The sequence below is a fragment of the Brevibacterium epidermidis NBRC 14811 genome (assembly GCF_001570805.1).
In the GTDB taxonomy this organism is placed as follows: domain Bacteria; phylum Actinomycetota; class Actinomycetes; order Actinomycetales; family Brevibacteriaceae; genus Brevibacterium; species Brevibacterium epidermidis.
Genome location: NZ_BCSJ01000008.1, coordinates 57,642 through 82,847 on the forward strand (window position 1 = coordinate 57,642; position 25,206 = coordinate 82,847).

Here is a 25,206-nt window from a genome sequence, read left to right on the forward strand (position 1 = left end):
GCTGACTCGTGTCCGTGCTGCGTCGTAGAGTGAAGTCATGACTGAGCCCGTCGATCGCCTTCCGCAGACCCGGAAGACCTATGATTCTGCCGTCTTCGAACACCCCGACGCCGCACCCCTGGACCTGCTGCGCCAGTGGTACGACGAAGCGGCCGACCATGTCCGCGAACCGAATGCGATGACCGTCTCGACCCTGGACGAGTGGGGCCCGAGCTCGCGGATCGTCCTACTCAAAGGCCTCGACGAGCGCGGACTCCTGTTCTTCACCGACTACGACTCAGCGAAGGGCCGGCAACTACAGGCTGACCCCCGCATCGCCGTGAACTTCCCCTGGCAGGACATGGAGAGACAGGTCCGCATCCGCGGCCTCGCCGAGGTGGCCGCCCCCGAGGACTCGGACGCGTACTTCGCTGTGCGCCCCCGTGGATCGCAGATCGGGGCGACCGTGTCCAAGCAGTCCCAACCGGTGACCAGCCGCGAGCAGATGCAGACCGAATACGATGCCGCGGCAGCTGAGCTCGAGGGCAGGGACGTGCCGCGGCCCGACCATTGGGGCGGGTTCCGCGTACGTGTCTTCGAGATCGAATTCTGGCAGGGTCAGCAGAACCGGTTTCACGACCGGTGGGTCTTCCGCCGAGCCGATGGCGGCCACGATGTCGCCGACCTCGACGATGCCTCGGCGTGGGAAGTCGTGCGCCTCTACCCCTGAGGCGCGTCGATTGCCCCAGACGAGCGTCGATTGCCCCAGACGAGCGTCGACCTGCGTCACGGCACCGCTCTGTGCCACAGCGCAAGCCAGAAATATTCGACGCGCTGCAAGTGTTACGCCGAGGCCGGGACGGTCATGGTCAACGTCTCGGCGGCAGGCGTGGGTCACCGATCGAGCGGTACGAGGTGCATGGCAACTGAGTTGTCAGACTGCGGTTGAAGCCGCACTTGAGCCCAGACGATTCCTCGACTCACAGGAATCGCTGAACGCACGATAGGATTGGTGCTGATCGCCACGGCCGCGAACGGGTTCGCCTGTGCGGGGCGGGGCTGGGTCGTAACGACCCGAAATGGTGACAACGCCTGAAACGGTCGAAACGACCTGAAGACGAAGAGTGGAGTGGCTGGTCAGAAGTGAACGACCTCATTGATACAACTGAGATGTACCTCAAATCGATCATCGAGCTCGAGGAACAGTCGATCGTGCCATTGCGTGCCCGCATTGCCGAGCGTCTGGATCATTCCGGTCCCACCGTGTCGCAGACCGTGGCGCGGATGGAGCGTGACGGACTGCTCCACGTCGGCAACGACCGCCATCTCGAGCTCACTCCCGAAGGCCGTCGGATCGCCACCGACGTCATGCGCAAGCACCGTCTGGCAGAGCGCCTGCTCTCCGACGTCGTCGGACTCGAGTGGGAACTCGTTCACGACGAGGCATGCCGCTGGGAGCACGTGATGAGCGAGCAGGTCGAGCGCAAGCTCGTGAACCTGCTGTCCGAGACCTCCACCGGGCCCTACGGCAACCCGATCCCCGGCCTCGACGTCATCGGCGGCGAAGCCTCGAAGACCACCGACGTCATCGACCTCGCCACCGCAGTCGGTCGGGACGGTGCGAAGAAGCTGAAGATCGCCTGGCTGGCAGAACCGCTGCAGGTCGATATCCACCTGCTTCAGCAGTTCCAGGTCGCTGGCGTCCTGCCGGGCAGCGATGTCGAGATCTCTCGCAACGGCGAATACATCACCGTGCAGGTGCCCGGTGCGCAGGACGTACTCGACCTTCCGATCGAGACCGCCTCGCACGTCTTCGCCTACCAAGGCTGAGACTCTCAGAAGTCTCCGCTCGGTAACGACGGGGCCGTGGCTCCGTAACAACGAGGCCGAGCAACGGTAACGGAAGTGCCCAGGTCCGAGCCCCGATTCGTTACAAATGCTGTGATCCATGACCCAGGGAGTGGCTTTCCACCCCCTGGGTCTCGTCGTATAACGAGAAAATGTTACGAATATTTCGAGTCATTTTGAGCCTCTGACCTGGGATTTTATGGAAAACATCACGGTTTCCCTCCGGTGGTTGTGACAGAAACGTGACAATCAGTCACCGATTGGTTACAGTTATTGAGGTCGTTCACGCAATGACGACTTCACAGCGGGATCCGAACGCCGCGCTCGCTGTGAGATACCAAGGACCGATAGTGGCGGTTGGCTGAGAGAAGCCAATAGGGACGAGAGGGAAAACGTGGCAACTAAGCAGCATGGCCGCCGCGCCGCCGATGCCAAGGTCAAGACTCCACTGACCGAACTCACTGAACTTCTGAACGCCAACTCGGGCGTCTTCGGCCGTCGTGCAGCAGTTGTCGCTGCCAGCGGTGGTCTGCTGACCGCCGCAGTGATGCCGGCCGCCGGCCAGGGAGCCGACGACCAGAACAAGGTCTCCGCAGAAGCCGAGGCCACCCAGCAGGTCGACTTCGAGAACCAGACCGTCACCATCGGCGACGACTCGAACAACAAGAAGGACGAGAAGAAGTCCGACTCCTTCGGCGTCGAGAGCGAGGCCATCACCGCTGAGGCTGCTCCGAAGCCCAAGCCGAAGCCGAAGCCCGTTGAGACCTCCACCGCCTCCTCCTCCGACTCCGATGAGTCGGCAGGCACCTCCGACGACACCGCCAACAGCGGATCGTCCGACTCGGGCGAGTCCGACTCCAAGGACTCGGGATCCATCGACGGATCCAAGGCCGAGCAGGTCCTCGCCTGGGCAGCCAAGGGCGTCGGAACCCCCTACGTCATGGGCGGAACCAGCCAGAGCGGCTGGGACTGCTCCGGTTACACCTCGTGGGTCTACAGCCACGTCGGCGTGAACCTGCCCCGCACCTCCGGTGCCCAGAAGGGTGCAGGCCAGATCGTCTCGCAGTCCGAAGCCAAGCCCGGTGACCTCATCTGGCACCCCGGCCACGTCGGCATCTACGCCGGTGGCGGACAGATGTACGATGCCGGTTCGCCGAGCTCGGGAACCTCGAAGCGCAGCTACAGCTGGATGGGCAACGTCACCTTCATCCGCGTTCTCTGATCTTCTTCACCGAAAAGCTCCCCGCACGACTCGACGGTCCTCGAGTTGGGCGGGGAGCTTTTCGTATGCCCGAAAACTTCGTGACGGCCCCGATGAGTCCCTGTCGGTCGCATAGTCTCACCGCGACGCCCTGTGCCCGGGCGCTTATACCCGATTTGGTGAACGAAAGCCGAAGTTTCCGTGACGCGAGCCGTATGAATTGGGTCACGGGCGCGCGCGGCGTTACTCTGGAGAAGATTGAGTTCCATGAACGGCAGGCACCAGTTGGTGTCGACCACTGATTCGAAGGAAAGCAGATGGGGCATAGTCGAATAATTCGAATAGCCGCTCCAGTCTCTGGTGCGGAGTACATATCTGTCTCCGTGCCCTCTTTCCCAGGCGTCGTGCCCATGAGCACGGCGCCTTTTGTGTTCCCTGGGGCCGGGGCAGCCGGTTTCGGCCCAGAAGAGAAGAAGATGAGGGGCGAGATATGAAGACTCTCGTGCTGAACGCCGGTTACGAACCGCTGTCAATCGTTCCGTTCACACGGGCCGTGGTGCTCGTGCTGACCGGAAAGGCGACAGTCTTGGCCGCAGAGGACATTCCGGTGAGATCCGAGCACATGAGTCTCGATCAGCCCTCCGTCATCCTGCTCACCCGCTATGTGCGCCCGCCGAGCAACCGCCGCGTCTCGCTCTCCCGCCGCGGAGTCCTGCGCCGGGACAGCTACCGCTGCGCGTACTGCTCCAAACCGGCGTACACCGTCGACCATGTCATCCCACGCTCACGTGGGGGAGCGAACACGTGGGAGAACCTCGTCGCCTGCTGCCGCGAATGCAACAACCGCAAAGGCAATCGCACCCTCAGTGAGATCGGATGGAAGCTCAGCTTCCTCCCGCAGGAACCCCGTTTGGGGCAGCTGTGGATGCGCGGGATCGACAAGCCCGTCGAGAAGTGGCGCCCGTTCCTCGAGTACTCCAGCGCCGCCTGATAAAGCGGCATCGTCCCAGATAGGGGACGGTGCTGTCCGAATGATGGCGGATTTCGGATAACGATGTGACATAGGTGAAGTTCTCACAGTCAATGTGTTCTAGGGTGGACGAAACAGAAGTTCGCTTCGAACCAAGGAGCTTGCCATGAGTGAGCAGGATCGCCCCCAGAACCCCGACCCGGCACCGGCCGGTGAGACCGAGGCCGTCATCGTCGGAATCGACGGTTCGCCGCCGAGCCGCAACGCCCTGGCCTGGGCGATTCAAGAAGCACGCTCCCTGAACCGTCCGATCCGCCTCGTCGGCGCCTACACGATTCCGAGCGTGGCTGCCGCTGCCATCGACGTGTCCTATGTGCCCATCGATGACAGCTCGATCCGTGCGGCCGTGACGAACACGCTCAAGGAAGCAGCCGCCGAGGTCAAAGCCGCCGGCGTTCCCGTCGAAGCAGTCATCGAAATCGGTGACGCCGCAGGAGTGCTCATCGACGAATCGAAGACCGGCTGCCTCACCGTCGTCGGCTCCCGCGGTCGCGGCGGATTCGCCGGTCGTCTCCTCGGAACGGTGTCGAGTGCTCTGCCGGCGCACTCCGCATGTCCGACCGTCGTCGTCCCTGCGTGCTGGGACAACCAGGGCGAGCGTCCCGCGCATCCGACCTCTTCGCGGCCGATCCGGCAGGACGGCGTCGAAGTCGAGACCCATGACCCCAATGCCGAATCGATCGAAGGCCTGCGCTTCGACGGCAAGGTCGTCGTCGGCGTCGACTCGCTCGGAGCCGAATCCCCGGCCCTGTGGAAGGCAGCCCGACTGGCCGTACGCCGCGGCTCACCGCTGCACATCGTCGCCGTGATCACCACGACGGTCATCGGACCCGAATGGCTGCCGAGCACCGCCGATCTCGAGCGACTCGTCAACGAAGGTGCGGACAAACTCGTCGTCGCCAAGCAGCGTCTGGCCGAGGAATACCCGGACCTCGACGTCACGTGGACGCTCTTCGACGGCCAGCCCGCCGAGGTGCTCGTCCGAGCCTCTGACACGGCCGAAGTGCTCGTCATCGGATCGCGCGGACGCGGCGGATTCGCCGGCCTCTTGCTCGGTTCGACCTCCCAGTCGGTGCTGCCGTACTCGCAGTGCCCGACGATGGTCGTCCGAGTCGCCCGCGATCACGGTCGCCGCAAACAGCACGAGACCCCGGCGGAGCCAGGGCTCTAGATCCCGACTGAGCCGGGGAGTCCCGAGTCCGCAACTCGGATCTGTCCTCAGTGCGGGAGGAAAATCACCGAGGCGGCCGATCGAATCGATCGGCCGCCTCGGTGATGGTGGACTTTGAAGATGTCAGCATATGGATCTGACCGGGTGAAATGATTCTGGCGCCCCCGGGCAGATTCGAACTGCCGACACCCGCTTTAGGAGAGCGGTGCTCTATCCCCTGAGCTACGGGGGCCAGGTGGTCGTCCTCAACCACGATCACCCAGTGTAGCGTAGAAGAAACCTCACTGTTCCACGGTGTGCCAGCACCTATTATGGACAGTTTCTCGTTAGGGTCGAATTGTGTCGGATTCCGTTAAAGACGAACAGTTCCCAGAACTCGGAGATGTCTTCGCCGAGTGGAAGAAGCAGGCTGCCCATCTGGGCGGTCGCGACACCATGCTTCATTTCCGGGACTCCCGTGACGGCAGCATCGATCTTTCCGGCGCCCACCCATCCGGCCTCGCACAGCTGCTGGCCGGTCGCGCCACCCGCCTCTCCAGTCTCATCCGCGATCACGACATCCTCGCCGATGCGCGCCGTCGTGCGAAATCCATCCGGTCGAAGGCAGAACAGCTCGACAACGAACGCGGCATCCGCACCGCACACCTTGCGATCGGGTTCGCCTCGTGGACGGAGAAGGACGCGAAGTTCAAGTTCAACGCCCCCGTCGTCATGCGCCACATCACGCTGGTGCCTCGCGGGTCCCGCGTCGAAGACTACGAGATCGTGCTCGACAATGAGATCACGATCAACCCGGCACTCGTCCAGCACCTCGGCGAGGAATACGACCTCGAAGTGCCCGTCGACGAATGGGTCGACGCGACCGGCGGACCGCACGGCTTCGACCCGGGCCCGGCCCTCGACCGTCTGCGCGATCTGGGTCAGAGCGTGCCCGGCCTGCGGATCAACCATCGCCTGATCATCTCGACGTTCGCGAATATCGCGAGCCCGTTCTCGACCGATTACCTGCCTACCCAGCACCCCGTGCTGCGGGCATTGGCCGGCGACGAGGACGTGCGTGCTTCGCTCGGTGGACCTTCCTATGTGCCGCAGCCGGGAGTCCTCCCCGACGAGAAGATCGCCGCGGCAGAGGAAGCCGAAGCCGAGCAGAAACGAGCCGAAGCGAAGCGAGTCGCCGGTGCCGTCGCCGAGGCGGAAGCCGATGGTGAGTCGGGTGAGGCTGACAATGCGTCGAAGTCGGCTGAGACTGACGCCGATGCGGCTGAAGCCGGGGCTGACTCTGTAGCCAAGTCTGACGACGCCGCAGCCGTAGACGATACGAAGTCCAAGACCGCGACAGAAGATGACCTCGCCGAGGCGACTTCCAAGTCCGCAGACAAGTCCGCCACCGTCGGAGACGAGAAGACGGACGATAAGGCTTCGGACGATGAAGCCCGGGGCGCCGATTCCGCAGCAGATGCCGACGACGTCACAGAAGTCGATGATGAAGAGGAATTCGGTCAGCCGACCGTGCCCATCACCGACGAACCCCTCGACGCGGCGAAGCCGAGTACCGGCACCGATTCGGCGGGTGGCAAGAAGGCCGATGTAAAGCCGGCCGACGCCAAAACGACCGGTGGCAAGAAGGTCGTCGACAAGCCGGCCGACGCTGAGAAGTCATCGACTTCGACGGACGCGGACGCAGCAGCTGCACCCGATGTTGCGACAAGGCCCGACGCCACGGTCAAGGCCGGTTCAGACACAGATGCAGACCAAGAGACCGATGTCTCTCCCGCGGCTCCGGCCGACGGTGAAGACGTCGTTCCCGCTGCGCTGCAGGAACCGATCACCCCGCTGCCTGACCGGAAGCCGCAGGAAGAATTCCTCGTCATCGACGTCGACGGTGACCAGCAGGCCGTCGTCGACGCCGCAGTGTCCGGTCACTCCGTCGTCGTCGACACCCCGCCCGGAACCGGCGCCACCCAGGTCGCCGTCGCCGTGGCCACCACCCTGGCGCACACCGGCAAGAGCGTGCTCTTCCTCGCGCAGACCTCTGACGCACTCGACGATTTCTCCGCCCGCCTCGGCGAGGTCGGACTCTCCGACTTCGCCGTCGATACTCGCGCCGGCTCGGAAGACATCCGCAAGCAGCTAATCGGTCTCATCGCCTCGGCAGAGAAGGCCGAGCGCCCGGACCTCTCCCGCCTGCTGACCGAACTCAACGAACAGCGCGCGACCCTGTCCGACCATGTCTCTTCCCTGCACCGCAGGCGCAAGCCGTGGGACGTCTCCGTCTACGAGACCATGCAGCACCTCGCCGAACTGACCTCCGGCGACAACTCCCCGCAGACCCCGGTGCGCTTCGATGACGACATCCTCGGCGCCAGCGAGGACCGCCGGAACATCCTGCGCGGAAAGCTCGGCGAACTCGCAGGACTCGGCGCATTCACCCTCGATGTCGAAGACACCGTCTGGTTCGGTGCCGACCTCAAATCCGTCGAGGAAGCCGAAGCCGCACGCACGGTGGCCGAACGCATCGGTCGAATGATCCCCGACCTCGTCTCTGCGACCGAACCCGTGCTGCAGAAGGCGAAACTCAACCCGCGCCGCAATGTCGACGACTGGTCCCGCGCAATCCGCGTGCTCCTGCGGGTGCGCAAGACGCTCGACAACTTCGCCCCCGACATCTACGACCATCGCCTCGATGACCTCATCGCTGCTACCGGCACCCCCGAATACCGGGCGGATGTCGGAGTCGAGATGGGAATGCTGCAGCGCCGCCGACTGAAGAAGTCGGCCGCTGAATTCCTGCGCCCTGGCGCCGAGGTGGCCGACCTCCATGAGGCCCTCATCGACGTCCGTGCGCAGCGAGTCATCCTCGCAGACCTCGCCGGACACGACGGCCGCCCGCAGATTCCGCGCGGCGTCCTCGAAGCCGACGAGATCCTCCAGAGCGTCGAAGCCGATATGGCCAAGCTCGCTCCGATCCTCGAGACCACCCCGGACGGCGGAGACCTCGGATCGATGCTCATCGAGGAACTCCAGGCGCGTGCTGAAGCAATGGGCAGCGATTCGGAGCACCTCGCCGAGCTGCCCGAACGCTCCCGCCTGCAACGTGAACTCGATGGTGAAGGCCTCGGCGACCTCATGGCTGACCTGCGCCGCCGCAAGGTCGACGAATCACTCGTCGGCCCCGAATTCGACCTCGCCTACTGGGCCTCCGTCCTGCAGACCATGGCCGGCGAAGATCCCGCCATCGGCCGCCACGACGGTGCTGCTCTCCACCAGGTCGCCGAAAGCTTCCGCGAGAACGACCGCGCCTTCGTCGCCGCCGGTGCCTCCCGACTGCGCTTCAACCATGCGCAGGCATGGAAGCGTGGAATCGACTCCGACCCCATCGCCGCCGGAGTCATCAAACAGGAGCTTCTGTCGAAGCACACCTCGACGAAGCGGATCTCGACTCAGGCACCCGAGCTGTTGACGACTCTGGCCCCGGTCTGGATGGGCAGCCCGTACACGGTGCCCGAACTCTTCTCCGCACTGCCGCTCTTCGACGCGGTCGTCATCGCCGATGCCGGACGACTCTCGGTCGCCGATGTCGTTCCCGGAATCACCCGCGCCCGACAGGTCATCTCGCTCGGTGACTCGCGACTGCTCGGACCACGCCCGTTCTCGATCGCGGTCGATCGCTTCGGCATGGACGACGGGAAACATCCACGATCGGTGCAGGACCGCCTCGGCGAGTTCCTGCCGCGGATGCGGCTGTCGAACTCCTACCGACTGTCCCCGGTCGGGCTCATCGACCTGGCGAACCGGCACTTCTACGATTCGACGATTTCGACGCTGCCGACCGCGCACACCGGTGAGGGCAGCGGGCTCGAATTCTCCTATGTCGCCGACGGCAGAGGCCCCACGGACATCGGCACCGGTCGGGTCGAAAGCCCCGACGCCGAGGTCAAACGGGTAGTCGACTTGGTGCTCAAGCACGCGCGGAACCGGTCGCGAGAGTCGCTGGCCGTCATCGCGCTCACCCCGCATCACGCTCAGCGCGTGGCCACTGCGATCTCGCGGGCGATGAAGGATCTGCCGTATGTGGCGGCGTTCTTCAACGATTCGTCGAAGGAACCGTTCGTCGTCACCGATGCCGAACGCGTTCAGGGTATGTCGCGCGACGCCGTGATCTTCACCCTCGGCTACGGCCGCACCGTCCACGGTCGCGTTATCCACGACTTCGGTCCGCTCTCCGGACCGGACGGCCGACGCATCCTCGCGGCCACGATGACGCGGGCCCGGAAACGGCTGACCCTGGTCTCGAGCATCGAGGCCGAGGACTTTGACCGCAGCAAACTCAACGGGGGAGCGGTCATGCTGCCGCGCCTGCTCGAAGAAGTCGCGACCGGCGGAGTCCACCAGCCCGGACCGCACGGCGAGATCTACGATCCGCTGTTCAACGACATCGCCGACCGGCTGCTGCAGCTTGGCGTCGTCGCCCACGAGCATTACAACGGCATCGATCTGGCCGTGGCGAACTCGACTGAGGACGAGCACGGCATGATCATCGCTGTTGCCGGTGACGGACCCGAATACGCCTCGATGCGCAGCCTGCGCCAGCGCGACCGGGTGCTGCCCGAACAGTTGAGCCGCCGCGGCTGGAAGTTCATGCGCGTATGGTCGACCGACGCCTTCGTCGACCCGCAGACCGAGACCGAGAAGATCTTCGAAGCCTGGCGAGCCACCGTGGAGACGATGAGCCCGCAGGCCGTGCTCAATGCGGCGCGTGCCGCCTCGGTGGTCGTCGGACGCACTGGCAGCCGCCCGAAGCTTGTACCCGGTCTGCCGATGCACAAGTACTCCGCCGAAGGCCTCGACCAGATGATCGACTGGATCCAGTCGGATGCAGTCGTGCGCGGCGACGGTGAGATCAAGGATCTGCTGCGCACGGCTCTGGCGCAGAAGGGCAATACGAGCCGGGGCGATTCCCAGCTGCAGGCCGCCGTGGATCGTTACCGCGAACGCCATGCGCAGGCGAAGAAGGTCACGGGCGCCGAGGTGTTCATCCCGCGTTCGAACTCCGCTGGCCCGGTCGAGGACGAAATCCTGCCGACTTTCGACACCGGCAAGATCCGCGCCGATGAGCTCCGGTCCGCAGGCCTTGTCCAGACCGCAAGCAACGATCAGGTCCCCGAGGCGGCCGACGACTCCGCCGGCACCGATTCGGTGGGTGCGGGGTCCGAAGGTACCGATGGCAGTGGTGCTGATACGGCTGCCGCTGGTGGAACGGACGACGCCGGAGTTTCCAGCGAAGACGCGGCCGACGCCGACTCGGCAGACAATGGTTCGATTGGCATCGAGTCGGCCGAGACAGATTCCAAAGCCGGCACGGACTCGGCCGAGACCGAGTCGGGTGGGACCACCTCGGCGAAGTCGGGGTCGAAGAACGACGATGCCTGAGCGTCCCTCCGACACCGAGGACGTTGAGCCGGATCGGGAATCGTCCGATCTCAGCGTCGGTGTCCCCAGTACTGATTCTGAAGGTGCACCTCCTGAAGGTACACCGCACGGTGACGACGATTCCGAGTCCGACGCAGCTTGGAAGGCCCGGATCGAAGCGGCGAAGCGCCGCTACCGCGCCACTCTGCGCAATGAGGCCGATACCGGTGGTGGAGGTTTCAGCGAAGACTTCTACCGCTCGCAGAAGCCTCCGCACTGGTCATAGCGCCGGATAGGTTTCAGGCATGAAGAAGGCCCGCTCTCAAATGAGAGCGGGCCTTCTCTGTCAGACAGTCGATCAGTGCCGCGGAGGCTGGTTCGGATCGATCGGTCCGTCGGTAGCAGGGCCCTGTGCAGGACCAGCAGCCGAAGCGGTCTGGTTGCGCAGGATCTCGCGGATGTCGCCGAGCAGATCCTCGGTGGTCGGAGGAACTTCTTCCTCGGGAGCTCCGCGCTTGCGCAGATCGTTGAGCTTGTTCATCGGCACGATGATGATGAAGTAGACGATGGCGGCAACGATGAGGAAGTTGATGGCCGCAGTGATGACCGCACCGATATCAAGGGTAGCCTCAGGCACGCCTTCCTTCAGCGGGATCTGCAGTGCCGGGCCCTCAGCTCCACCGACAGCGGCGATGAGCGGGTTGATGATCTTGTCAGAGAAAGCGGTGACGATGGCGGTGAATGCGCCGCCGATGATGACCGCTGTTGCGAGTTCGACGACATTCCCCTGGAGAATGAAGTCTCTGAATCCCTTAAGCATTAGAGAGACCCTTTCGGTATGTGTTCACTGAAATGCTGTTATTGAATAGCTCAATTACGTTTCAATAGTACACATCAGTAACACATTGTCAGCAGAAATGTTGTGCGAGTCTGATCACCGTATTGATGCTCCGGAGAATCGGAAAACAATGGCGAATACAGGTTCGGCAAACGCAGGGCCTTCCAAAACGGTCACTCAGCTGGGCTGATCGCTGGCAGAAGATAGGGTTCAGCGGGGGAGGATCGCAAAGCTGATCGGCAGTCCGGCGAACTCGGCGACACGCCCGGCATCCTCGGCAGAGAGGATCACAGATACAAGTTGTCCTGACTCCGCGGCTATTCCTTCGGGTTTGTCGACAAGGCGGGCGATCGTCACCTTTTCGACGACGACTTCAGAGCCACCATCGGGTAGGGACGAGAAGAGACGGATCTTCTGACCCGGTTGGAGGAGAGCCGCCGAGGCATCATCGGCCAAACGGATCGGCATGAGCAGATCACGGCTGCCCTTCGGCAGTGCCTGCTGATCAAGGACGATCGACGAGGTCAGCGGTGACCCCTTCGATAATCCCGCCGAGGTGGCCCTGCCCTTCACCTCATCAGCTGAGCGGAATGCCTTGTCAGGTACCAGGTCGGACGGGAACTGAGCGAGGGTGAGATCCTGAGCCTTGAGCTCTGTTCCGGGAGCCAGGTCCGACTTCGCCACGACGATCGCCGTTCCTGAACTGGCGGGAGTGAGCATCCACACGGCGAGAGCACAGGCACAAGCGAGACAGACGGCAGCGAGAATGCGCTGTGGCCGAATGCGAGTTGGCCGTGCCCAGCCGGGAGACGAATTTCGAATGCGGTGGAAGAAGCCCATGCGCCGAGCCTGCGGTGCTGCGTGGCAGGCGGCAAGGGCGCGTAAATCACCTGTGGACAGTTTGTGCTGTCCACAGGTGATCAGTGTCTGAGTGAAGAGAGCGAGCCCGACCGGTGACGGTCAGCTGGCGGCTGGGGTAGTCGCTGCTGAAGAGTTGCTCGATGATGAACTCGACGACGAGGTGCTCGAGGATTCCTTCGTCGAGGAGCTCGAGGACTCCTTCGAGGAGTCAGAGCTCGATGAGCTGACGGTGCTCGAATTGCTCGAGCGGGAGTCTGTGGCGTAGAAGCCGGATCCCTTGAAGCTGATGCCCACTGCGCCGAAGACCTTCTTCAGGCGGCCCTGGCATTCCGGGCAGACGGTGAGTGAGTCTTCGCTGAAGTCCTGATGAATATCAAAGGCGTGACCACAGCTCTTGCAGGCGTAGGAGTAGACGGGCATTCGAGACCTTTCTTCGACGACAAGATTATAGTGCACGCCGGAACCACCCCGGAGCACCGGTCCGCGATATGCACAAGGTTATCCACACATCAACACGCGCGAGTGGGCGCTGATTCCCGATGAATACTCAATGAAGACGATCACTCAGTGAAGAAGTGAGTTCCGTCCTCAGCGATGGCGGCAGGAATGCGCAGATCCCAATCCTCGGCGACGAGGCCCTGCAGATCGAGCTCTTCGGAGAAGCAGACCCCGATGACGCGAGGCTCCGACCCTAGGGGCACTGCCCCGTGCGGGCCGAAGGTCCTGTCATAGAAGCCGCCGCCATTGCCCAGGCGGGCACCATCGGCGCCGAAGCCCAGGGCAGGGACGAAGATGAGGTCCAGGCCGACTGCGGGGGAGAGCAGTTGAGCAGCGGTGAGCAGCTCACTATCGTGGGCCGGTTCGCGAATGCCCCATCTGCCCTGAGGCTTCAGGCTCGCCATCGAACCAGTGACCTGTCCGAACATGAGGGGCTGGCCCACCGTCGTGACGACGGGCAGGTAGACGGTGCCGCCGGCTGAGAGGAACTCGTCGAGAGCCGGATCGAGATCCGGCTCCCCGGGCAGCGCCGCATAAGCGAGGAGAGAGCGTACCGGTGCTTCCCGGATGACGTTCAACGCAGCTGTTGCTACAGAACCTGCAGTCGTCACGGGCGACGATGAGGTGGGAGTCGCCTCGGCGAGGGAGCGGTCTGCGCGAGCGGCGCGGATGCGGGACCGCAGCTGCGCCTTCGAAGTTTGTGTGTCCACGCATTTCAGACTATCCGGGGTCGGCGGATTCGTTAAGATGACTTCATGAGTGATGAAGCGCAGCGCACTGTTCGCAAGGCCGTGATCCCCGTCGCCGGTCTCGGAACTCGGTTCCTCCCCGCCACGAAAGCCACCCCCAAAGAGATGCTCCCCGTCGTCGACAAACCGGCGATCCAATACGTCATCGAGGAAGCAGTCGATGCCGGCCTGCAGGACGTTCTCATGATCACCGGCCGGAACAAGCGGCCGCTGGAAGACCATTTCGACCGGGTCGACGGGCTCGAAGCAGCGCTCGCGCAGAAGGGCGACGACAAGAAACTCGCCGCCGTACGCCATCCCTCCGAACTCGCCGATATCCACTATGTGCGCCAGGGCGATCCCAAAGGCCTCGGGCATGCCGTTCTCAAGGGACGCCAGCACGTGGGCAACGAACCGTTCGCAGTTCTGCTCGGTGACGACCTCATCGATGAGCGCAGCCCGATCCTGCCGAAGATGATCGAGGTCGCGGAGAAGACCGGCGGCAGCGTCGTCGCGCTAATGGAAGTTCCGCCCGAGGCAATCCACCTCTACGGCTGCGCAGCAGTTGAGACCACCTCCGATGACGAGGTCGTGAAGATCACCGACCTCGTAGAGAAGCCCGCCACCGAGGATGCTCCCTCGAACCTGGCCATCATCGGCCGCTACGTGCTGGCTCCGGAGATCTTCGACGTCCTCGAGACCACGAAGCCGGGACGCGGAAACGAAATCCAGCTCACCGACGCCCTGCAGGAACTCGCCGGAGACAATGAAGGCCACGGTGTCTACGGAGTCGTGTTCAAGGGCGCCCGCTATGACACGGGTGACAAGCTCGACTACCTCAAGGCCGTCGTGCAGATCGCGTGCGACCGTGAGGACCTCGGCGACGACCTCAAGTCGTGGCTGCGCGACTTCGTGCCGACACTGGACTGAGCTGACTGTCTAGGTCCACCCCGTTAGGGCGGACCGACCCGGAACCCGAGAGCGAGGGCAGCCGCGTGTGGCCTGTCATCCTGACTGATCGACAGTCCGATATCGTGCTGCGACCGTTGCGCCGTCGCGACGAAGAAGCCTGGCGAGAAGTCCGTCGATTCAACCGCGACTGGCTACGACCGTGGGACGCGACTCTGCCCGCGCCCGGCCAGGAGCTGCCGGGGTTCCGCACGATGGTGCGGATGCAGGACAAACAGGCCAAGCGCGGACAGACCGTGCCGTTCGCCATCGAGGTCGACGGGAACTTCCGCGGTCAGATCACCGTGTCGGGACTGAGCTGGGGTTCGATCCTGTCCGGGCAGATCGGGTACTGGGTCGACTCGCGAGTGGCCGGACGCGGAATCACCCCGATCGCCGTGGCCATGGCCGCCGACCATTGCTTCTTCGCCCTCGGCCTGCACCGAGTCGAGATCAACATCCGCCCCGAGAACACAGCGAGCCTGCGCGTTGTCCAGAAGCTGGGCCTGCGCGACGAAGGACTGCGCGAGAAGTACATGCACATCGACGGACAGTGGTGCGACCATCGCACGTTCGCCCTGCTCGCCGAAGAGGTCCCGCAAGGTCTGCTCGCCGCGTACCGACACGGGACCAGCGCGTAGCCGGGCGAGTCTGCGTTGTCTCAGCACGACTTGGGAACGAATCGGCGCGGCCTCGGCGGCGTAAAGGCGTGAAGCAGCGCCACGCGGGGAGGGCCAGCTACCACCTGGGAATTCAGTGAACTTCGCCGCTGTTTGACCGACACACCTCGCGCCTTCACGACTTCCCTGATGCCTGCAACTTAGGGTGGCATTGTGGACACCAGCATCATCGTCGTTATCGCCATCGTCGTGGTCTTCGCCGTTGCTGTGCCCGCAATGATTCGGAAGTCCGCGACGGACCTCTCGCGCGTCGAAATCGACACGGTTCCGGACAACGCCGCCGTCGTCCCCGCCGAGACCGCCATCCCCGGACACGACCATTCGGAGCGCATCCAGGTCTTCCACGACAAACCTCGGAAGGTGCCGTCGGTGCCGACCTCGAACATCTCTGAGGAAGTCGAGGCCCCGAAGCTGAGTCTCTCGGCCTCCACTCCCGAGTTCGCCGTCATCGACGGTCACGCCGAATCGCACACCATTACAGAGGCTGCCGACCACGCGCAGCTCAACGTTCTTCCCATTGCGGTCGGTGAAACTCACTCCTCTCTGTCCAGCGACCATGCGGCTGCAGGTCGCAGCGTCGTTGGATCCAGGGTAGGCGTCGGCACTGACACGGGAGTGAGTGCGGGCGCTGCCGCCGACAATGTGCGGATGCTCCACCCCGCGGTCCACGCCGTCTTCAACGACAGCAGCCGCTCTGCCGGGCAGTCGGACCGACAGGGTCGAATGCCCCAGCCACTTCCACCGCACGCGACCGACGCCGGCCGCAGCGCGTCGACGAGCCGGACGGCTTCGAGCAGCGCGGGTCCGGTCTCCCAGGGCGGCGGACCACGCGAGGGCCAGTCCCGGACGGGACGCGGCGGCCACCTCGGCGAGGGGAAGCCCGGCACAGACGGACACAACCGACAGATTTCCAATCCGACCATCGGAACCGATGAGGAACATGCGATGACTGAGCAAGCCACGACTCTGCGGGAGTCACTGAAGTCGCTGAACACTATGGTCAGGGGCTTCTCCCTGGTCTTCCTCGCCTCGGTCCTCGGCATTCTTGTGTCGAGTGTGCTCGCGGCCTTCTCTGTCGTGCACATCGCCCTGGCCGGTGTCTTCCTCGGACTCGCGGTCGTCTCTCTGTTCCTCGTGCGCACGCTCAACCTGCGCAAGCGAGACATGAAGAAGAAGCTGCGACGACTGCAGGAGACCACACGGTCACGGTCGGCTGCCAAGCCCGAACGCGCCGCTAAGCCTGAGCGTGGTGCCAAGCCTGCGTCGTCCGAACGGTCGGCTGCCAAGGCGCCATCGACTACGACGGCTCGTCCGAAGACGAGCGCTCAGCCCGCGGCCGAAGCGCAGAAGACGGCTCGAACGGGTGCGAAGTCGCAGACCGTTCCGGTCAAGCAGCAGCCTCGCACGGCACCTGCACCGACCTCGAGCGGAACCGCTGCACGGATCGCGGCAGCGGCACAGGGCACGAGTGCAGCGGCGAAGGCCGCGCAGGCTCGCGCCGCGATGAACCGCTCCGTCGAGGCGAAGAAGTCCCGCGAAGAGGCCGATACCGGAGAGATCCCACTCGTGCGCATCCGCAAGGAAGCCGCCGAAGGCCACACTACGCGCCAGGTCCTCCTCACCGGACCGATCCCGGTCGTGAAGGAGAACGCCTCCGCAGACGGTGACGCCGCCTCCGCCGAGGCGACCGCCGACTCCGAGGGCACGTCGACTCCGGCCACCGCTGACACGGCGGCCTCGACGGCTGAGGCGAAGGTCGAGTCGAAGGACGCCACGGCGGAACGTGAGAACGACGCTTCGGCCGCTTCGGCGAAGTCCGCAGAACAGACTCGGACCGAATCGACCAAGGCCCCGGTCTCGCTCGGAGCCGACCTCGTTGCTGACACCGATACGGATGCAGCCGAGACGGAGGACACCGATGCGGATGTGCACGCTGCGCTCAACGCAGCGGCGCCCAAAGTCGATGACCCGTTCATGCAGCGTTTGAAGTCGCGCGACGGCTGGTCGCCGACTCCGCTGCCGGTGCCCAGCTACGTCGACGCACCCGAAGCCGAGCACCCGGTGCCCTCGGCAGCGGCGGCCGATGCCAGCTCGTACGAGACCGAGGCCCGCAGTCGTGAGGACATCGCGGCTCAGTTCGCCGAAGAGCTCGGTTACCGTCCGGAACTCAGCGATTCTGCCCGCGAAGAAGGTCCGCTCAGCCACGGACGCAAGGCGACCCGGACGACGAAGGCCGCCGACCTCGGCGCCGTCAACGACGTCCTCGCTCGCCGACGCGCCTGATGCACTGAAGCAGCTGACTCGAAGTCCACGAGGACGTCTCGATGCCGACTAAGAAGCCCCGCACAAACCGTGTGGGGCTTCTTCGCGTTTGGGCCGCCAGCGATCAGGTGCTGAAGACCGACCAGCAGATCGAATCGCGCCGTGCCTGATCCTCCAACACGAGGTCGCGAACTTCGGACGGCAGACGGTCGCGCTGCCAATCGCGTTCGGCACGACCGACCGCGAGATCCTTACCCGATGCTCCACGGGCTGCTTTGATCGCATAGGCCGCCGCACCGAGGTCGTGCTCGGCGACGTGCCCGACGCAGGCTGCCTGGCCCGCCGCATAGGCTGCGAACCGGGCAGGACCACGCAGGGTCCGTGCAGCACCCATGGCGTGACCGCCGAGGGCGCGAGCCTCCATCATCGGCATCTCACCGGCTGCCCACGCCCGGGCGGCGGCAATGGCAACGCGAGGGCGCTCATCCTCGGGGCAGACCGGTTCGAAGAATGGCAGGACATGTTCCGCGCAGTCGGCGGCCCACAACGCGAGAAGGTGATGGTCGGCATCAGTGAGGGAGCCGCCTCGGCGAATCGTGATCAGGCGTGGATCACGGACCTCCGGCAGGATCATCGGAGCCTCTCTGGTGTGGACCGCAGGTGCACGTTTTGATGCGAGCGGACGTTCACAGTTGTCGATTCTAGTGTCCTGGCTGGGACTATGACTGTCTCGAGCTGCCTTTCCTGAGCTTGCTGGCGTCCACGGGTGGGCCACGAAAGGGGGCTTGCGTTTTCCCTGGTGGACATGGCCGCCGCGGCCGTCCTGGACCATGCTAGATTCTCAGCGCCGACCATGCGAGGACGGCCGGCAGAAGGCCGAAGACGAGTTCAGGGGAGAACCGATGGACGACATCGAAGACCAGGTGAGAGCCGATCCGGACGGGGGACGGCGCGCCCGCCGCGCGGCAGCCGGATCGTTCATCGGTGCCGTCGTCGAATGGTACGACTTCCTTCTCTACGGAATCGTCGCAGCACTGGTCTTCGGTGAGATCTTCTTCCCCGGTTACAGCGACCGGGCGGGCACGCTCGCGGCGTTCGCGACCTTCGGTGTCGGATTCATCTTCCGCCCGCTCGGCGGAATCATCTTCGGCCATTTCGGCGACCGCCTCGGCCGCAAATCCATGCTCATCTGGACGATGACGATCATGGGCGTGGCCACCGCACTCATCGGGTGCCTGCCGACCTATCAGACGGTCGGCTGGGTGGCGCCGGCGCTGCTCGTCCTGCTGCGCTGCATCCAAGGTGTGGCCGTCGGCGGCGAATGGGGCGGTGCCGCGCTTATGGCAGTCGAAAGCGCACCGCCGAAGCTGCGCGCCTTCTACTCCAGCGGGGTTCAGGTCGGTTACTCGGTCGGACTGCTGCTGGCGACCGGTCTCGTCGCCATCCTCAGCGGCGGGCTGACCTCCGAAAGCTTCCTGGCCTGGGGATGGCGGATCCCGTTCCTCGCCAGCGCCGGACTCGTGCTCATCGGACTGTGGATCCGTTCCGGAGTGGCCGAATCCGAAGAATATGTGGAACGAGTGAAGAACGCAGACGAGGACAAAGTCCCGAAGCTGCCAATCCTCGAAGCCTTCAGACGCTTCCCCGCACAGATCGCCCAGATCGTCGGACTGCGTTTCATCGAGCTGCTGACCATGTACATCGTCACGACCTTTGCGCTGTCGTACGCGACGGACGAACTCGGTATCGACCGGCAGTTCATGCTCAACATCACGCTGCTCGTCGGCGGACTGGGAATCATCACGATTCCCGCCTTCGCCTATCTCTCCGACCGGTACGGGCGCCTGCGCGTCTACCTCACCGGCGGAATCGTCGGCCTGCTCAGTGCGATCCCGTTCTTTCTCGCCCTCGAATCGGGAAGCACAGTCACCATCGTGATCTTCGCAGTGCTGCTGGTCAACATCGCCCACGACGCGGTCGTCAGCGTCCAACAGCCCCTGTTCGCCGAAATGTTCAGCCCCGAGTTCCGCTACAGCGGCGCAGGTGTCGGTTACCAGCTGGCCAGCGCACTGGCCGGCGGCTTCACGCCGTTCATCGCCACCTACCTCGTCGGAGTCGGTGACGGCAGCTGGCACCTCGTCGGGGCCTACCTCGCGGCGGGCTGCCTGGTCTCGATCTCGGTCGCCGCCTACCTCGCGTCGAAAGCACGACGCACCGTCGGTGCCTGATCACGCCGGTGGATCTGGGTGAAATGCTGCTTCGTGGTGGTTGTGTGAAGAGCGATGCGGGATGCCGGCTCGGGTGCGGCAGGTGGGCCTGCTACAGGCGGTCAGTCGTCGGAGCTGCGCGACATCATCGACAGTGACGCATGAGCCAGCGCGCTCGCGGCGATGAGCTGACGATTGGATACCGTGATGCCGCGGATCACGCTCAGGCAGACCTTGTCGCGACTGTGCTCGACGCTGATCGGGCGGACATGAGTCTGAGCGAGAGGAGCAATGGCTCGGCACTGGGCGACGACCGATTCGACGGTGACCGGGTAGCCTCCTTCGTCCGCCAGCGCCACAACACGTGCCAGGGCATTCCTCGCCGCTGACTCCTCATCGGGCCAGCCGAGGCGGTCGATCACCTCGGTGACGAGATTGTCGTAGCGGTCAGAGGCGGAGGAGGCCTCGTCTGGTTGTGTTCCAGAGGCCCGCAGCGCGAATGGCGGGGAGCCCGGAGGACGCTGCGCCGAGGCGGGCAGTCCGGAGTTCCCGCGCAAGGCGAGCTCCTGACAGACGCCCATCAGCTCGATCGTCGGCAGCGAATCGTCATCGATGGCGCGGGTGAGTTCCGCGATATCGGCGATGGGGGTGGCCAGCTCCTCGCGCAGCCAGCGGATGAGCGCCAACCGGTGCAGATGCGTCTCGTCATAGACGGCCGTGGTCGCGTTCTTCTTCTGTCCCGGAGGCAGAAGTCCCTCGTGGATGTAGTACTTGATGCTCGCCGCCGACACGTCGGCGGCAGCGGCCAAAGTACTGAGCTTCACAGCGGTCCTCCTTCTGTGCTTGTCCACCCCGACGGCCCGCAGCGACTGTCTTCCGCGACTGCCGTTCGCGGCAAGTCCCACTAGTCGTGATCGGCGACGTCGAATGGATAGTGGAAACGGCGTTCACTATCTACGTTGCCGAGCTTGGTTAGTGACACTATCTTAATGACATGTTCTCACTCTTCATCGCCATCCATGCCATTGCCGCCACGGGTGTCGTCCTGCTGGGACCCATCCAGATCATCCGCCGCACCAAGGACCGCAAACATCGCTTCATCGGACGGTCCTGGGTCATCCTCATGTACTTCGTGTGCACCAGCGGAATGTTCATCTACTCACTCACCGGATCCTTCACGATCTTCCACGCCTTGGCGATCTGGACCTTCGTCTCCACGACGCTCGGCGTCATCGCCATCCGCCGCGGCAATGTCCGCCGCCACATCGGAATGATGGTCGGCTCCTACCTGGGCGCACTGACCGCCGGCATCTTCGCCGCGGCTGTACCCGGGCGGGAGATCCCGCAGCTGGCCGTCAGCGACCCCGGGCTGCTGTGGTCGCTCATCGCCGTGATCATCGTGGCTGTCACCACCTGGGCGATCTTCGTCCTGCGCTTCGTCTCCGGACACGACCGCCAGCTGAACACCGGTGAGACAGCAGAAAGGGGCGTCAGCGGCGAACCGCTGACGCCCTCGAAGCTGAGCAACGCTGCCCCGGTCACCGCGAAGTGACGGGAAGGCCCCGTCGACCGAGACCGGGCCAGTTTGCTCAGGCGACGAACTTCTCGAATTCGTCGTTCTTGGCCAGGAAATTCTGCACATAAGAGCACGTGGTGCGGAACTTCAGCCCCTCCTCGGCGCTGGTCTCCAGTGCATAGCGCACCAGCTTGGCGGCCAGACCGCGGCCACCCCACTCGGGGGACACCTCGGTGTGGGTGAAGGTGCGCACCGTACCGTCGGTGGTGTCATCGGCTCCGGCTTCGCGGTCGATGTAATCGGCGAGGCCGATGACCTTGCCGTCGTGGGAGACGGTGAAGCGTTTGGCGGCGGCATCCTCGGCGATGGTGAAGGTCTCTCCCGAGATGTCGATGTCCATGGTCATTCCTCCCGAATGTCCGTGCCGGCGGCACTGCGCGATAGTCGTCGGCGAGCGATTATCGTTCGCCACTGTCCTGACAGTTGACACTATAGTTCTGCCACGAGCGATGCGACTAGCCTGGTGCAATAGCCCCACCGAAAGTCATGAAGGAGTCCCACCTATGACCGCACACCCCTCGGCGACCATGGTCGACGCACACCGCCAGAAGCTGCGCGAAGCCGGATTCGAGGTCGCCGAACTCTCGCCCGCCGACATCCCCGACTACGTCGAGCTCGTGTCCTCGGCCTACCGCGGCGAGGGTTCGAAACAAGGGTGGACCACCGAGGCGGATCTGCTGGGCGGACAGCGACTCGACGGCCCGATGGCTGAAGAGATGCTCGCCGAGGCGGATTCTCAGATCCTGCTCGCCCGCGATGAGCAGGGCCGCGCCGTGGCCAGCGTCTACGTGCGCGAACCCGACGACGGAGCCGCCTACCTCGGAGTGCTCGCAGTCTCTCCGCTGGGACAGGGCAAAGGAGTGGGTTCCGCGCTCATTGGCCTCGCCGAGGCGTGGGTGACCGAACACTGGGGCGCGACGGCGATGCGGATGAGCGTGATCAACAAGCGTGACGAACTCATCGCGTACTACGAGCGCCGCGGCTATGTGCGCACCGGCGAAGTCGAGCCCTTCCCCTATGGTGACGAGCGCTTCGGGCAGCCGAAGGTCGATGACCTCGAGTTCGTGCTGCTGTCCAAGCCCTTGAGTTAAAGGGGCGGACTGGCCCTTGGGATGAAAGGGCTGTCTCGCAGTAAGGCTGAGAGGGCGGCTTCACCGAAAAACGGGCTGAGCGTCGAGGCACGCATGTGCGCATGCGTTCTTCGACGCTCAGCCCGTTTATCGATGAATTCGAGTCAGAACATCATGGCGGGAACGACGAGACCGCCGACCAGAACGACCGGGCCGATGATGACCATCGACATACCGAACTTCACGAGGATGCGGGTCAATCGCAGCTTATCCTCGACAGGTGCGGTCGCCACGACCGTGGCACCCAGTGTCGAGAACGGTGAGACGTCGACGACGGCCGAGCACACGCCCAGTGCCGCGATGAGAGCCCAACCGGGCACCCCGCCCGCGGCGATGAGCGGCAGCGCCAGCGGCACGAGAGCGGCGAGGATGCCCGTAGTCGAGGCGAACGCCGAGACCAGACCGCCGACGATGCAGAGGACGAAGGCGGCGATGAGCGGCGAACCGATCGCTTCGGCGCCTTCACCGAGGAGGTCGACGGCGCCCATGTTCTGCAGCACACCGACGAAGGTGATGATGCCGCCGACGAGCAGCACGGTCGGCCAGTCGATCTTCGGGATCGCGGCCTTGCCCGTCTTCGGGTCGACGAGCGAGAGGACCGCTCCGAACATGAAGCACAGCAGACCGATGTCGGGTTCCTGACCGAGGGCCGCGAGCACGACCACGGTGCCGATGAGCCCGACCATGAAGATCACGGTGAGGATCTGCACGAAGGTGAACGGCGAGGATTCGCCCGCCGCGTCGGTGGTGGAGGAGTCGAAGAGTGCTTCGTCCTCGTCGTCCTCACCGAAAGCGACACTCGACGCCGAGGCGGAACCGCGGGAGATCTTCGACTGGGCACTCCCGACCGAAGCATGCTCGGCGGCCGACACTGTCGTCTTCGAGAACAGCGACCGCCCGTACATGAAGTACGCGACGACGAGCATGACGAGGTAGACGACCACAGCGATGCCGAAGAGCAGGAACGGGGAGAGGTCGATTCCGGCGTCATGGGCCGTCGAGTACGTGACGATTCCGTAGAGGCTGGTCGGGGCGAAGCCGCCGGCGCCGATGGCGAAGCAGATCGCCAGGCCCATGAGTGCGTAGTCGACCCCGTACTTGCGGGCGACCTGCATGCCCACCGGCATCATCACCAGTCCGGCCAGCGGGGCGCCCATGGCCGCGATTCCGCCGGTGATGAGGAAGAACACGACCGGCAGCAGCACTGCCGAGGATCCGACGCGATCCAAGGCCCAGTCGATGATCTTGTCGACCGTCCCGTTCTCCTGCGCGATCGCGAAGAAGTAGGTCACGCCCGCCAGCAGGATCATGATGCTCAGCGGGAATTCGGCGATGATGTCCTCGACCGCCATATCGGTGAACAGGAGTCCGGTTCCGGCCGCGCCGACGAGCATGAGCACGCCGATCTGCACGCCGCGGACCGCGCCGATGGCGAAGAGAGCGATGAATATGAGCAGAGCAATGATCTGAGTGAGCATGATGTCCTTGCGAAGGCTGAAGCGACACTGTGCATCGCTGGCTGATTCGCTGAGTGACACTACCAGCGTTACTTGCCGGTATGCGGCAGGCGTGTCCGATCGGTCGGAAAATCCCGATAGATGGAAAAACCTCGCCGAGGCGCCTCCAATTACTACCTGACGGCGGCCCAGCAACCTCGCGCGAGGTATCTGGGCCGCCGCCAGGTAGCAATTGGGCGGGGTCAGGTGAGGAGGATTGCTCCGCCGAGAGCGATGAGGGCGACGATGATCGTGACCAGTGTGGCCAGCGCGATCGGCCGGGCGCCGAGGTTCTTCAGCGATCGCCACTGCACTCCACGACCGAGGGCGAACATCGCCATCGCCAGGCACACGGTCTGGACCCAGCTGAGTCCGGTGACCGCGAACTCCGGCAGCAGACCGAAGGTGCGCAGCGCCGCCATGACGAGGAAGCCGACGACGAAGAGCGGCACGATCGGCGGGCGCTTGCCCTGGGCCGGAGCCTTCTTCGTCGCGGTCGACACCGACCCCGGGGTCTGGGTATCCCGGTCGGCATTCTCTGCACCCGAGCCCGCACCTGCGGAGGTCTCGGCGGAACCGGCGGCCGCCTCGGTGACGGTGGAGTTCGCCATCGCCGTGTCCTCACTGCGGCGCACGGCATAGCTGAACACGGCGACGGTGGGCGCGAGCATGATGACGCGGGCGAGCTTGACGAGCACGGCGACCTCGAGGGCCGCGGGTCCGATGATCCCGCCGATCGCCACGACCTGCGCGACCTCGTGCGTGGCGGCTCCGCCCCACATTCCCGCGGTCTCCGGGGACAGGCCCAGAGCAGTCGAGAGCCCGGGGACGATCGCGATCATCAGGGTGCCGAAGAGGACGACGAGGCCGATCGCGGCGGCCACATCCTCCTTCTTCGACTTCAGCGTCGACTCGACTCCGGCGACGGCGGCGGCACCGCAGATGCCGAAGCCGCTGCCGATGAGCACTGCCAGCGGGCGGTCGACCTTGAGCGGCTTGGCCAGTGCCAGGGCGGAGAGGATGCCGGCGGCGACGATGACGGAGGCGAGGACGAGGACGAGCCAGCCGAGTTCGAGGATGTCACCGAGCACCACCTGCGCGCCGAGGGCGACGATGCCCAGGCGCAGCAGCGGCTTCGCGGCGAAGTTGAGTCCGGGCATGAACGCCTCGGACAGGTTGGGCACGAGGTTGCCCAGGAGGATGCCGAGCACGATCGCCACGAGCAGCGGTGAGAGCACGGGGGCGAGCATGGAGATCGGCCACGCGACGGCCGTGGCCACAGCGGCGACGGCGAGTCCGGGTAAAAGGGAGACGAAGCGGTTCATGACTTCAGTCTGTCAACGC

General features: G+C 64.4%; 22 protein-coding genes, 1 tRNA gene and 1 pseudogene. 14 read left to right on the forward strand and 10 right to left on the reverse strand.

Annotated features, from left to right (window positions below):
• The first annotated feature begins 37 nt into the window (after positions 1 to 37).
• The 5 genes from pdxH to BEP01S_RS05815 all read left to right on the forward strand — a co-directional run bounded on the left by pdxH (position 38) and on the right by BEP01S_RS05815 (position 5,229).
• A complete protein-coding gene (pdxH, locus tag BEP01S_RS05795; RefSeq protein ID WP_039208536.1) occupies positions 38 to 709 on the forward strand; it encodes a pyridoxamine 5'-phosphate oxidase in 672 nt (223 codons plus the stop codon).
• Positions 710 to 1,122: 413 nt separating this feature from the next.
• Positions 1,123 to 1,809: an iron-dependent transcriptional repressor DtxR gene (locus tag BEP01S_RS05800; RefSeq protein WP_039208538.1), complete on the forward strand. Its 687-nt coding sequence runs from the start codon at positions 1,123 to 1,125 to the stop codon at positions 1,807 to 1,809.
• Between the two features lie 412 nt (positions 1,810 to 2,221).
• Positions 2,222 to 3,049 (forward strand): C40 family peptidase, encoded by an 828-nt coding sequence (locus BEP01S_RS05805; RefSeq protein ID WP_039208540.1) that lies wholly within the window; start codon positions 2,222 to 2,224, stop codon positions 3,047 to 3,049.
• Between the two features lie 469 nt (positions 3,050 to 3,518).
• A complete protein-coding gene (locus BEP01S_RS05810) occupies positions 3,519 to 4,019 on the forward strand; it encodes an HNH endonuclease (protein ID WP_039208542.1) in 501 nt (166 codons plus the stop codon).
• A 145-nt stretch (positions 4,020 to 4,164) separates the two neighbouring features.
• Complete coding sequence (locus BEP01S_RS05815) at positions 4,165 to 5,229, forward strand: universal stress protein (RefSeq protein WP_062241363.1); 1,065 nt, start codon at positions 4,165 to 4,167, stop codon at positions 5,227 to 5,229.
• A 156-nt stretch (positions 5,230 to 5,385) separates the two neighbouring features.
• On the opposite strand, the gene BEP01S_RS05820 is transcribed toward BEP01S_RS05815, so the two are convergent.
• Positions 5,386 to 5,461: transfer RNA gene (locus BEP01S_RS05820), tRNA-Arg, on the reverse strand.
• A 107-nt stretch (positions 5,462 to 5,568) separates the two neighbouring features.
• On the opposite strand from BEP01S_RS05820, the gene BEP01S_RS05825 reads away from it, so the two are divergent.
• Both BEP01S_RS05825 and BEP01S_RS05830 read left to right on the forward strand, forming a co-directional pair.
• Entirely contained in the window at positions 5,569 to 10,659 is a 5,091-nt protein-coding gene (locus BEP01S_RS05825; RefSeq protein WP_083532579.1) for a PDDEXK-like endonuclease domain-containing protein, read from the forward strand.
• Positions 10,652 to 10,924 (forward strand): hypothetical protein, encoded by a 273-nt coding sequence (locus BEP01S_RS05830; RefSeq protein ID WP_062241365.1) that lies wholly within the window; start codon positions 10,652 to 10,654, stop codon positions 10,922 to 10,924. Before BEP01S_RS05825 ends, BEP01S_RS05830 begins: the two co-directional genes overlap by 8 nt.
• A gap of 72 nt (positions 10,925 to 10,996) precedes the next feature.
• Here BEP01S_RS05830 and mscL read toward each other — a convergent pair whose 3' ends face one another.
• The gene (mscL, locus tag BEP01S_RS05835; protein WP_062241367.1) at positions 10,997 to 11,458 is read right to left on the reverse strand and encodes a large conductance mechanosensitive channel protein MscL; all 462 of its coding nucleotides are present in this window, start codon (positions 11,456 to 11,458) and stop codon (positions 10,997 to 10,999) included.
• A 228-nt stretch (positions 11,459 to 11,686) separates the two neighbouring features.
• Entirely contained in the window at positions 11,687 to 12,196 is a 510-nt protein-coding gene (locus BEP01S_RS05840; RefSeq protein WP_244882106.1) for an SAF domain-containing protein, read from the reverse strand.
• 211 nt (positions 12,197 to 12,407) lie between these two features.
• Between BEP01S_RS05840 and BEP01S_RS17270 the strand changes: the two genes are divergently transcribed.
• Complete coding sequence (locus tag BEP01S_RS17270; protein WP_306306254.1) at positions 12,408 to 12,602, forward strand: hypothetical protein; 195 nt, start codon at positions 12,408 to 12,410, stop codon at positions 12,600 to 12,602.
• A 14-nt stretch (positions 12,603 to 12,616) separates the two neighbouring features.
• Here the strand turns inward: BEP01S_RS17270 and BEP01S_RS17275 are convergent.
• Positions 12,617 to 12,757 (reverse strand): annotated as a pseudogene (locus BEP01S_RS17275) (FmdB family zinc ribbon protein); the annotation flags it as partial.
• Positions 12,758 to 12,897: 140 nt separating this feature from the next.
• Positions 12,898 to 13,545, reverse strand: coding sequence for a 5-formyltetrahydrofolate cyclo-ligase (locus tag BEP01S_RS05845; RefSeq protein WP_062241370.1), 648 nt, complete (start codon positions 13,543 to 13,545; stop codon positions 12,898 to 12,900).
• A 45-nt stretch (positions 13,546 to 13,590) separates the two neighbouring features.
• Between BEP01S_RS05845 and galU the strand changes: the two genes are divergently transcribed.
• From galU to BEP01S_RS05860, 3 genes are all read left to right on the forward strand, one after another.
• Positions 13,591 to 14,493 (forward strand): UTP--glucose-1-phosphate uridylyltransferase GalU, encoded by a 903-nt coding sequence (galU, locus tag BEP01S_RS05850; protein WP_039208554.1) that lies wholly within the window; start codon positions 13,591 to 13,593, stop codon positions 14,491 to 14,493.
• A 104-nt stretch (positions 14,494 to 14,597) separates the two neighbouring features.
• Complete coding sequence (locus BEP01S_RS05855; protein WP_244882108.1) at positions 14,598 to 15,152, forward strand: GNAT family N-acetyltransferase; 555 nt, start codon at positions 14,598 to 14,600, stop codon at positions 15,150 to 15,152.
• Between the two features lie 192 nt (positions 15,153 to 15,344).
• The gene (locus BEP01S_RS05860; protein ID WP_062241374.1) at positions 15,345 to 17,474 is read left to right on the forward strand and encodes a hypothetical protein; all 2,130 of its coding nucleotides are present in this window, start codon (positions 15,345 to 15,347) and stop codon (positions 17,472 to 17,474) included.
• A 103-nt stretch (positions 17,475 to 17,577) separates the two neighbouring features.
• Here the strand turns inward: BEP01S_RS05860 and BEP01S_RS05865 are convergent, their stop codons facing one another.
• Complete coding sequence (locus BEP01S_RS05865; RefSeq protein ID WP_062241376.1) at positions 17,578 to 18,087, reverse strand: putative immunity protein; 510 nt, start codon at positions 18,085 to 18,087, stop codon at positions 17,578 to 17,580.
• 268 nt (positions 18,088 to 18,355) lie between these two features.
• Between BEP01S_RS05865 and shiA the strand changes: the two genes are divergently transcribed.
• Positions 18,356 to 19,681 carry a shikimate transporter gene (gene shiA, locus BEP01S_RS05870; protein ID WP_062241378.1) on the forward strand — a complete coding sequence of 442 codons (1,326 nt, stop codon included), beginning with the start codon at positions 18,356 to 18,358 and terminating at the stop codon, positions 19,679 to 19,681.
• A 101-nt stretch (positions 19,682 to 19,782) separates the two neighbouring features.
• Here shiA and BEP01S_RS05875 read toward each other — a convergent pair whose 3' ends face one another.
• On the reverse strand, positions 19,783 to 20,484 hold the full coding sequence (locus BEP01S_RS05875; RefSeq protein ID WP_167348260.1) for a MerR family transcriptional regulator: 702 nt from the start codon (positions 20,482 to 20,484) through the stop codon (positions 19,783 to 19,785).
• A gap of 170 nt (positions 20,485 to 20,654) precedes the next feature.
• On the opposite strand from BEP01S_RS05875, the gene BEP01S_RS05880 reads away from it, so the two are divergent.
• Positions 20,655 to 21,212, forward strand: a complete 558-nt coding sequence (locus tag BEP01S_RS05880; protein WP_062241382.1) for a DUF2306 domain-containing protein — start codon at positions 20,655 to 20,657, stop codon at positions 21,210 to 21,212.
• 37 nt (positions 21,213 to 21,249) lie between these two features.
• Here the strand turns inward: BEP01S_RS05880 and BEP01S_RS05885 are convergent, their stop codons facing one another.
• The gene (locus BEP01S_RS05885) at positions 21,250 to 21,576 is read right to left on the reverse strand and encodes a GNAT family N-acetyltransferase (RefSeq protein ID WP_062241384.1); all 327 of its coding nucleotides are present in this window, start codon (positions 21,574 to 21,576) and stop codon (positions 21,250 to 21,252) included.
• 163 nt (positions 21,577 to 21,739) lie between these two features.
• Between BEP01S_RS05885 and BEP01S_RS05890 the strand changes: the two genes are divergently transcribed.
• A complete protein-coding gene (locus tag BEP01S_RS05890; protein ID WP_083532582.1) occupies positions 21,740 to 22,327 on the forward strand; it encodes a GNAT family N-acetyltransferase in 588 nt (195 codons plus the stop codon).
• 143 nt (positions 22,328 to 22,470) lie between these two features.
• Here the strand turns inward: BEP01S_RS05890 and BEP01S_RS05895 are convergent, their stop codons facing one another.
• A complete protein-coding gene (locus tag BEP01S_RS05895; protein WP_062241388.1) occupies positions 22,471 to 23,844 on the reverse strand; it encodes an SLC13 family permease in 1,374 nt (457 codons plus the stop codon).
• Positions 23,845 to 24,065: 221 nt separating this feature from the next.
• Complete coding sequence (locus tag BEP01S_RS05900; RefSeq protein WP_062241390.1) at positions 24,066 to 25,187, reverse strand: YeiH family protein; 1,122 nt, start codon at positions 25,185 to 25,187, stop codon at positions 24,066 to 24,068.
• Positions 25,188 to 25,206 lie beyond the last annotated feature (19 nt).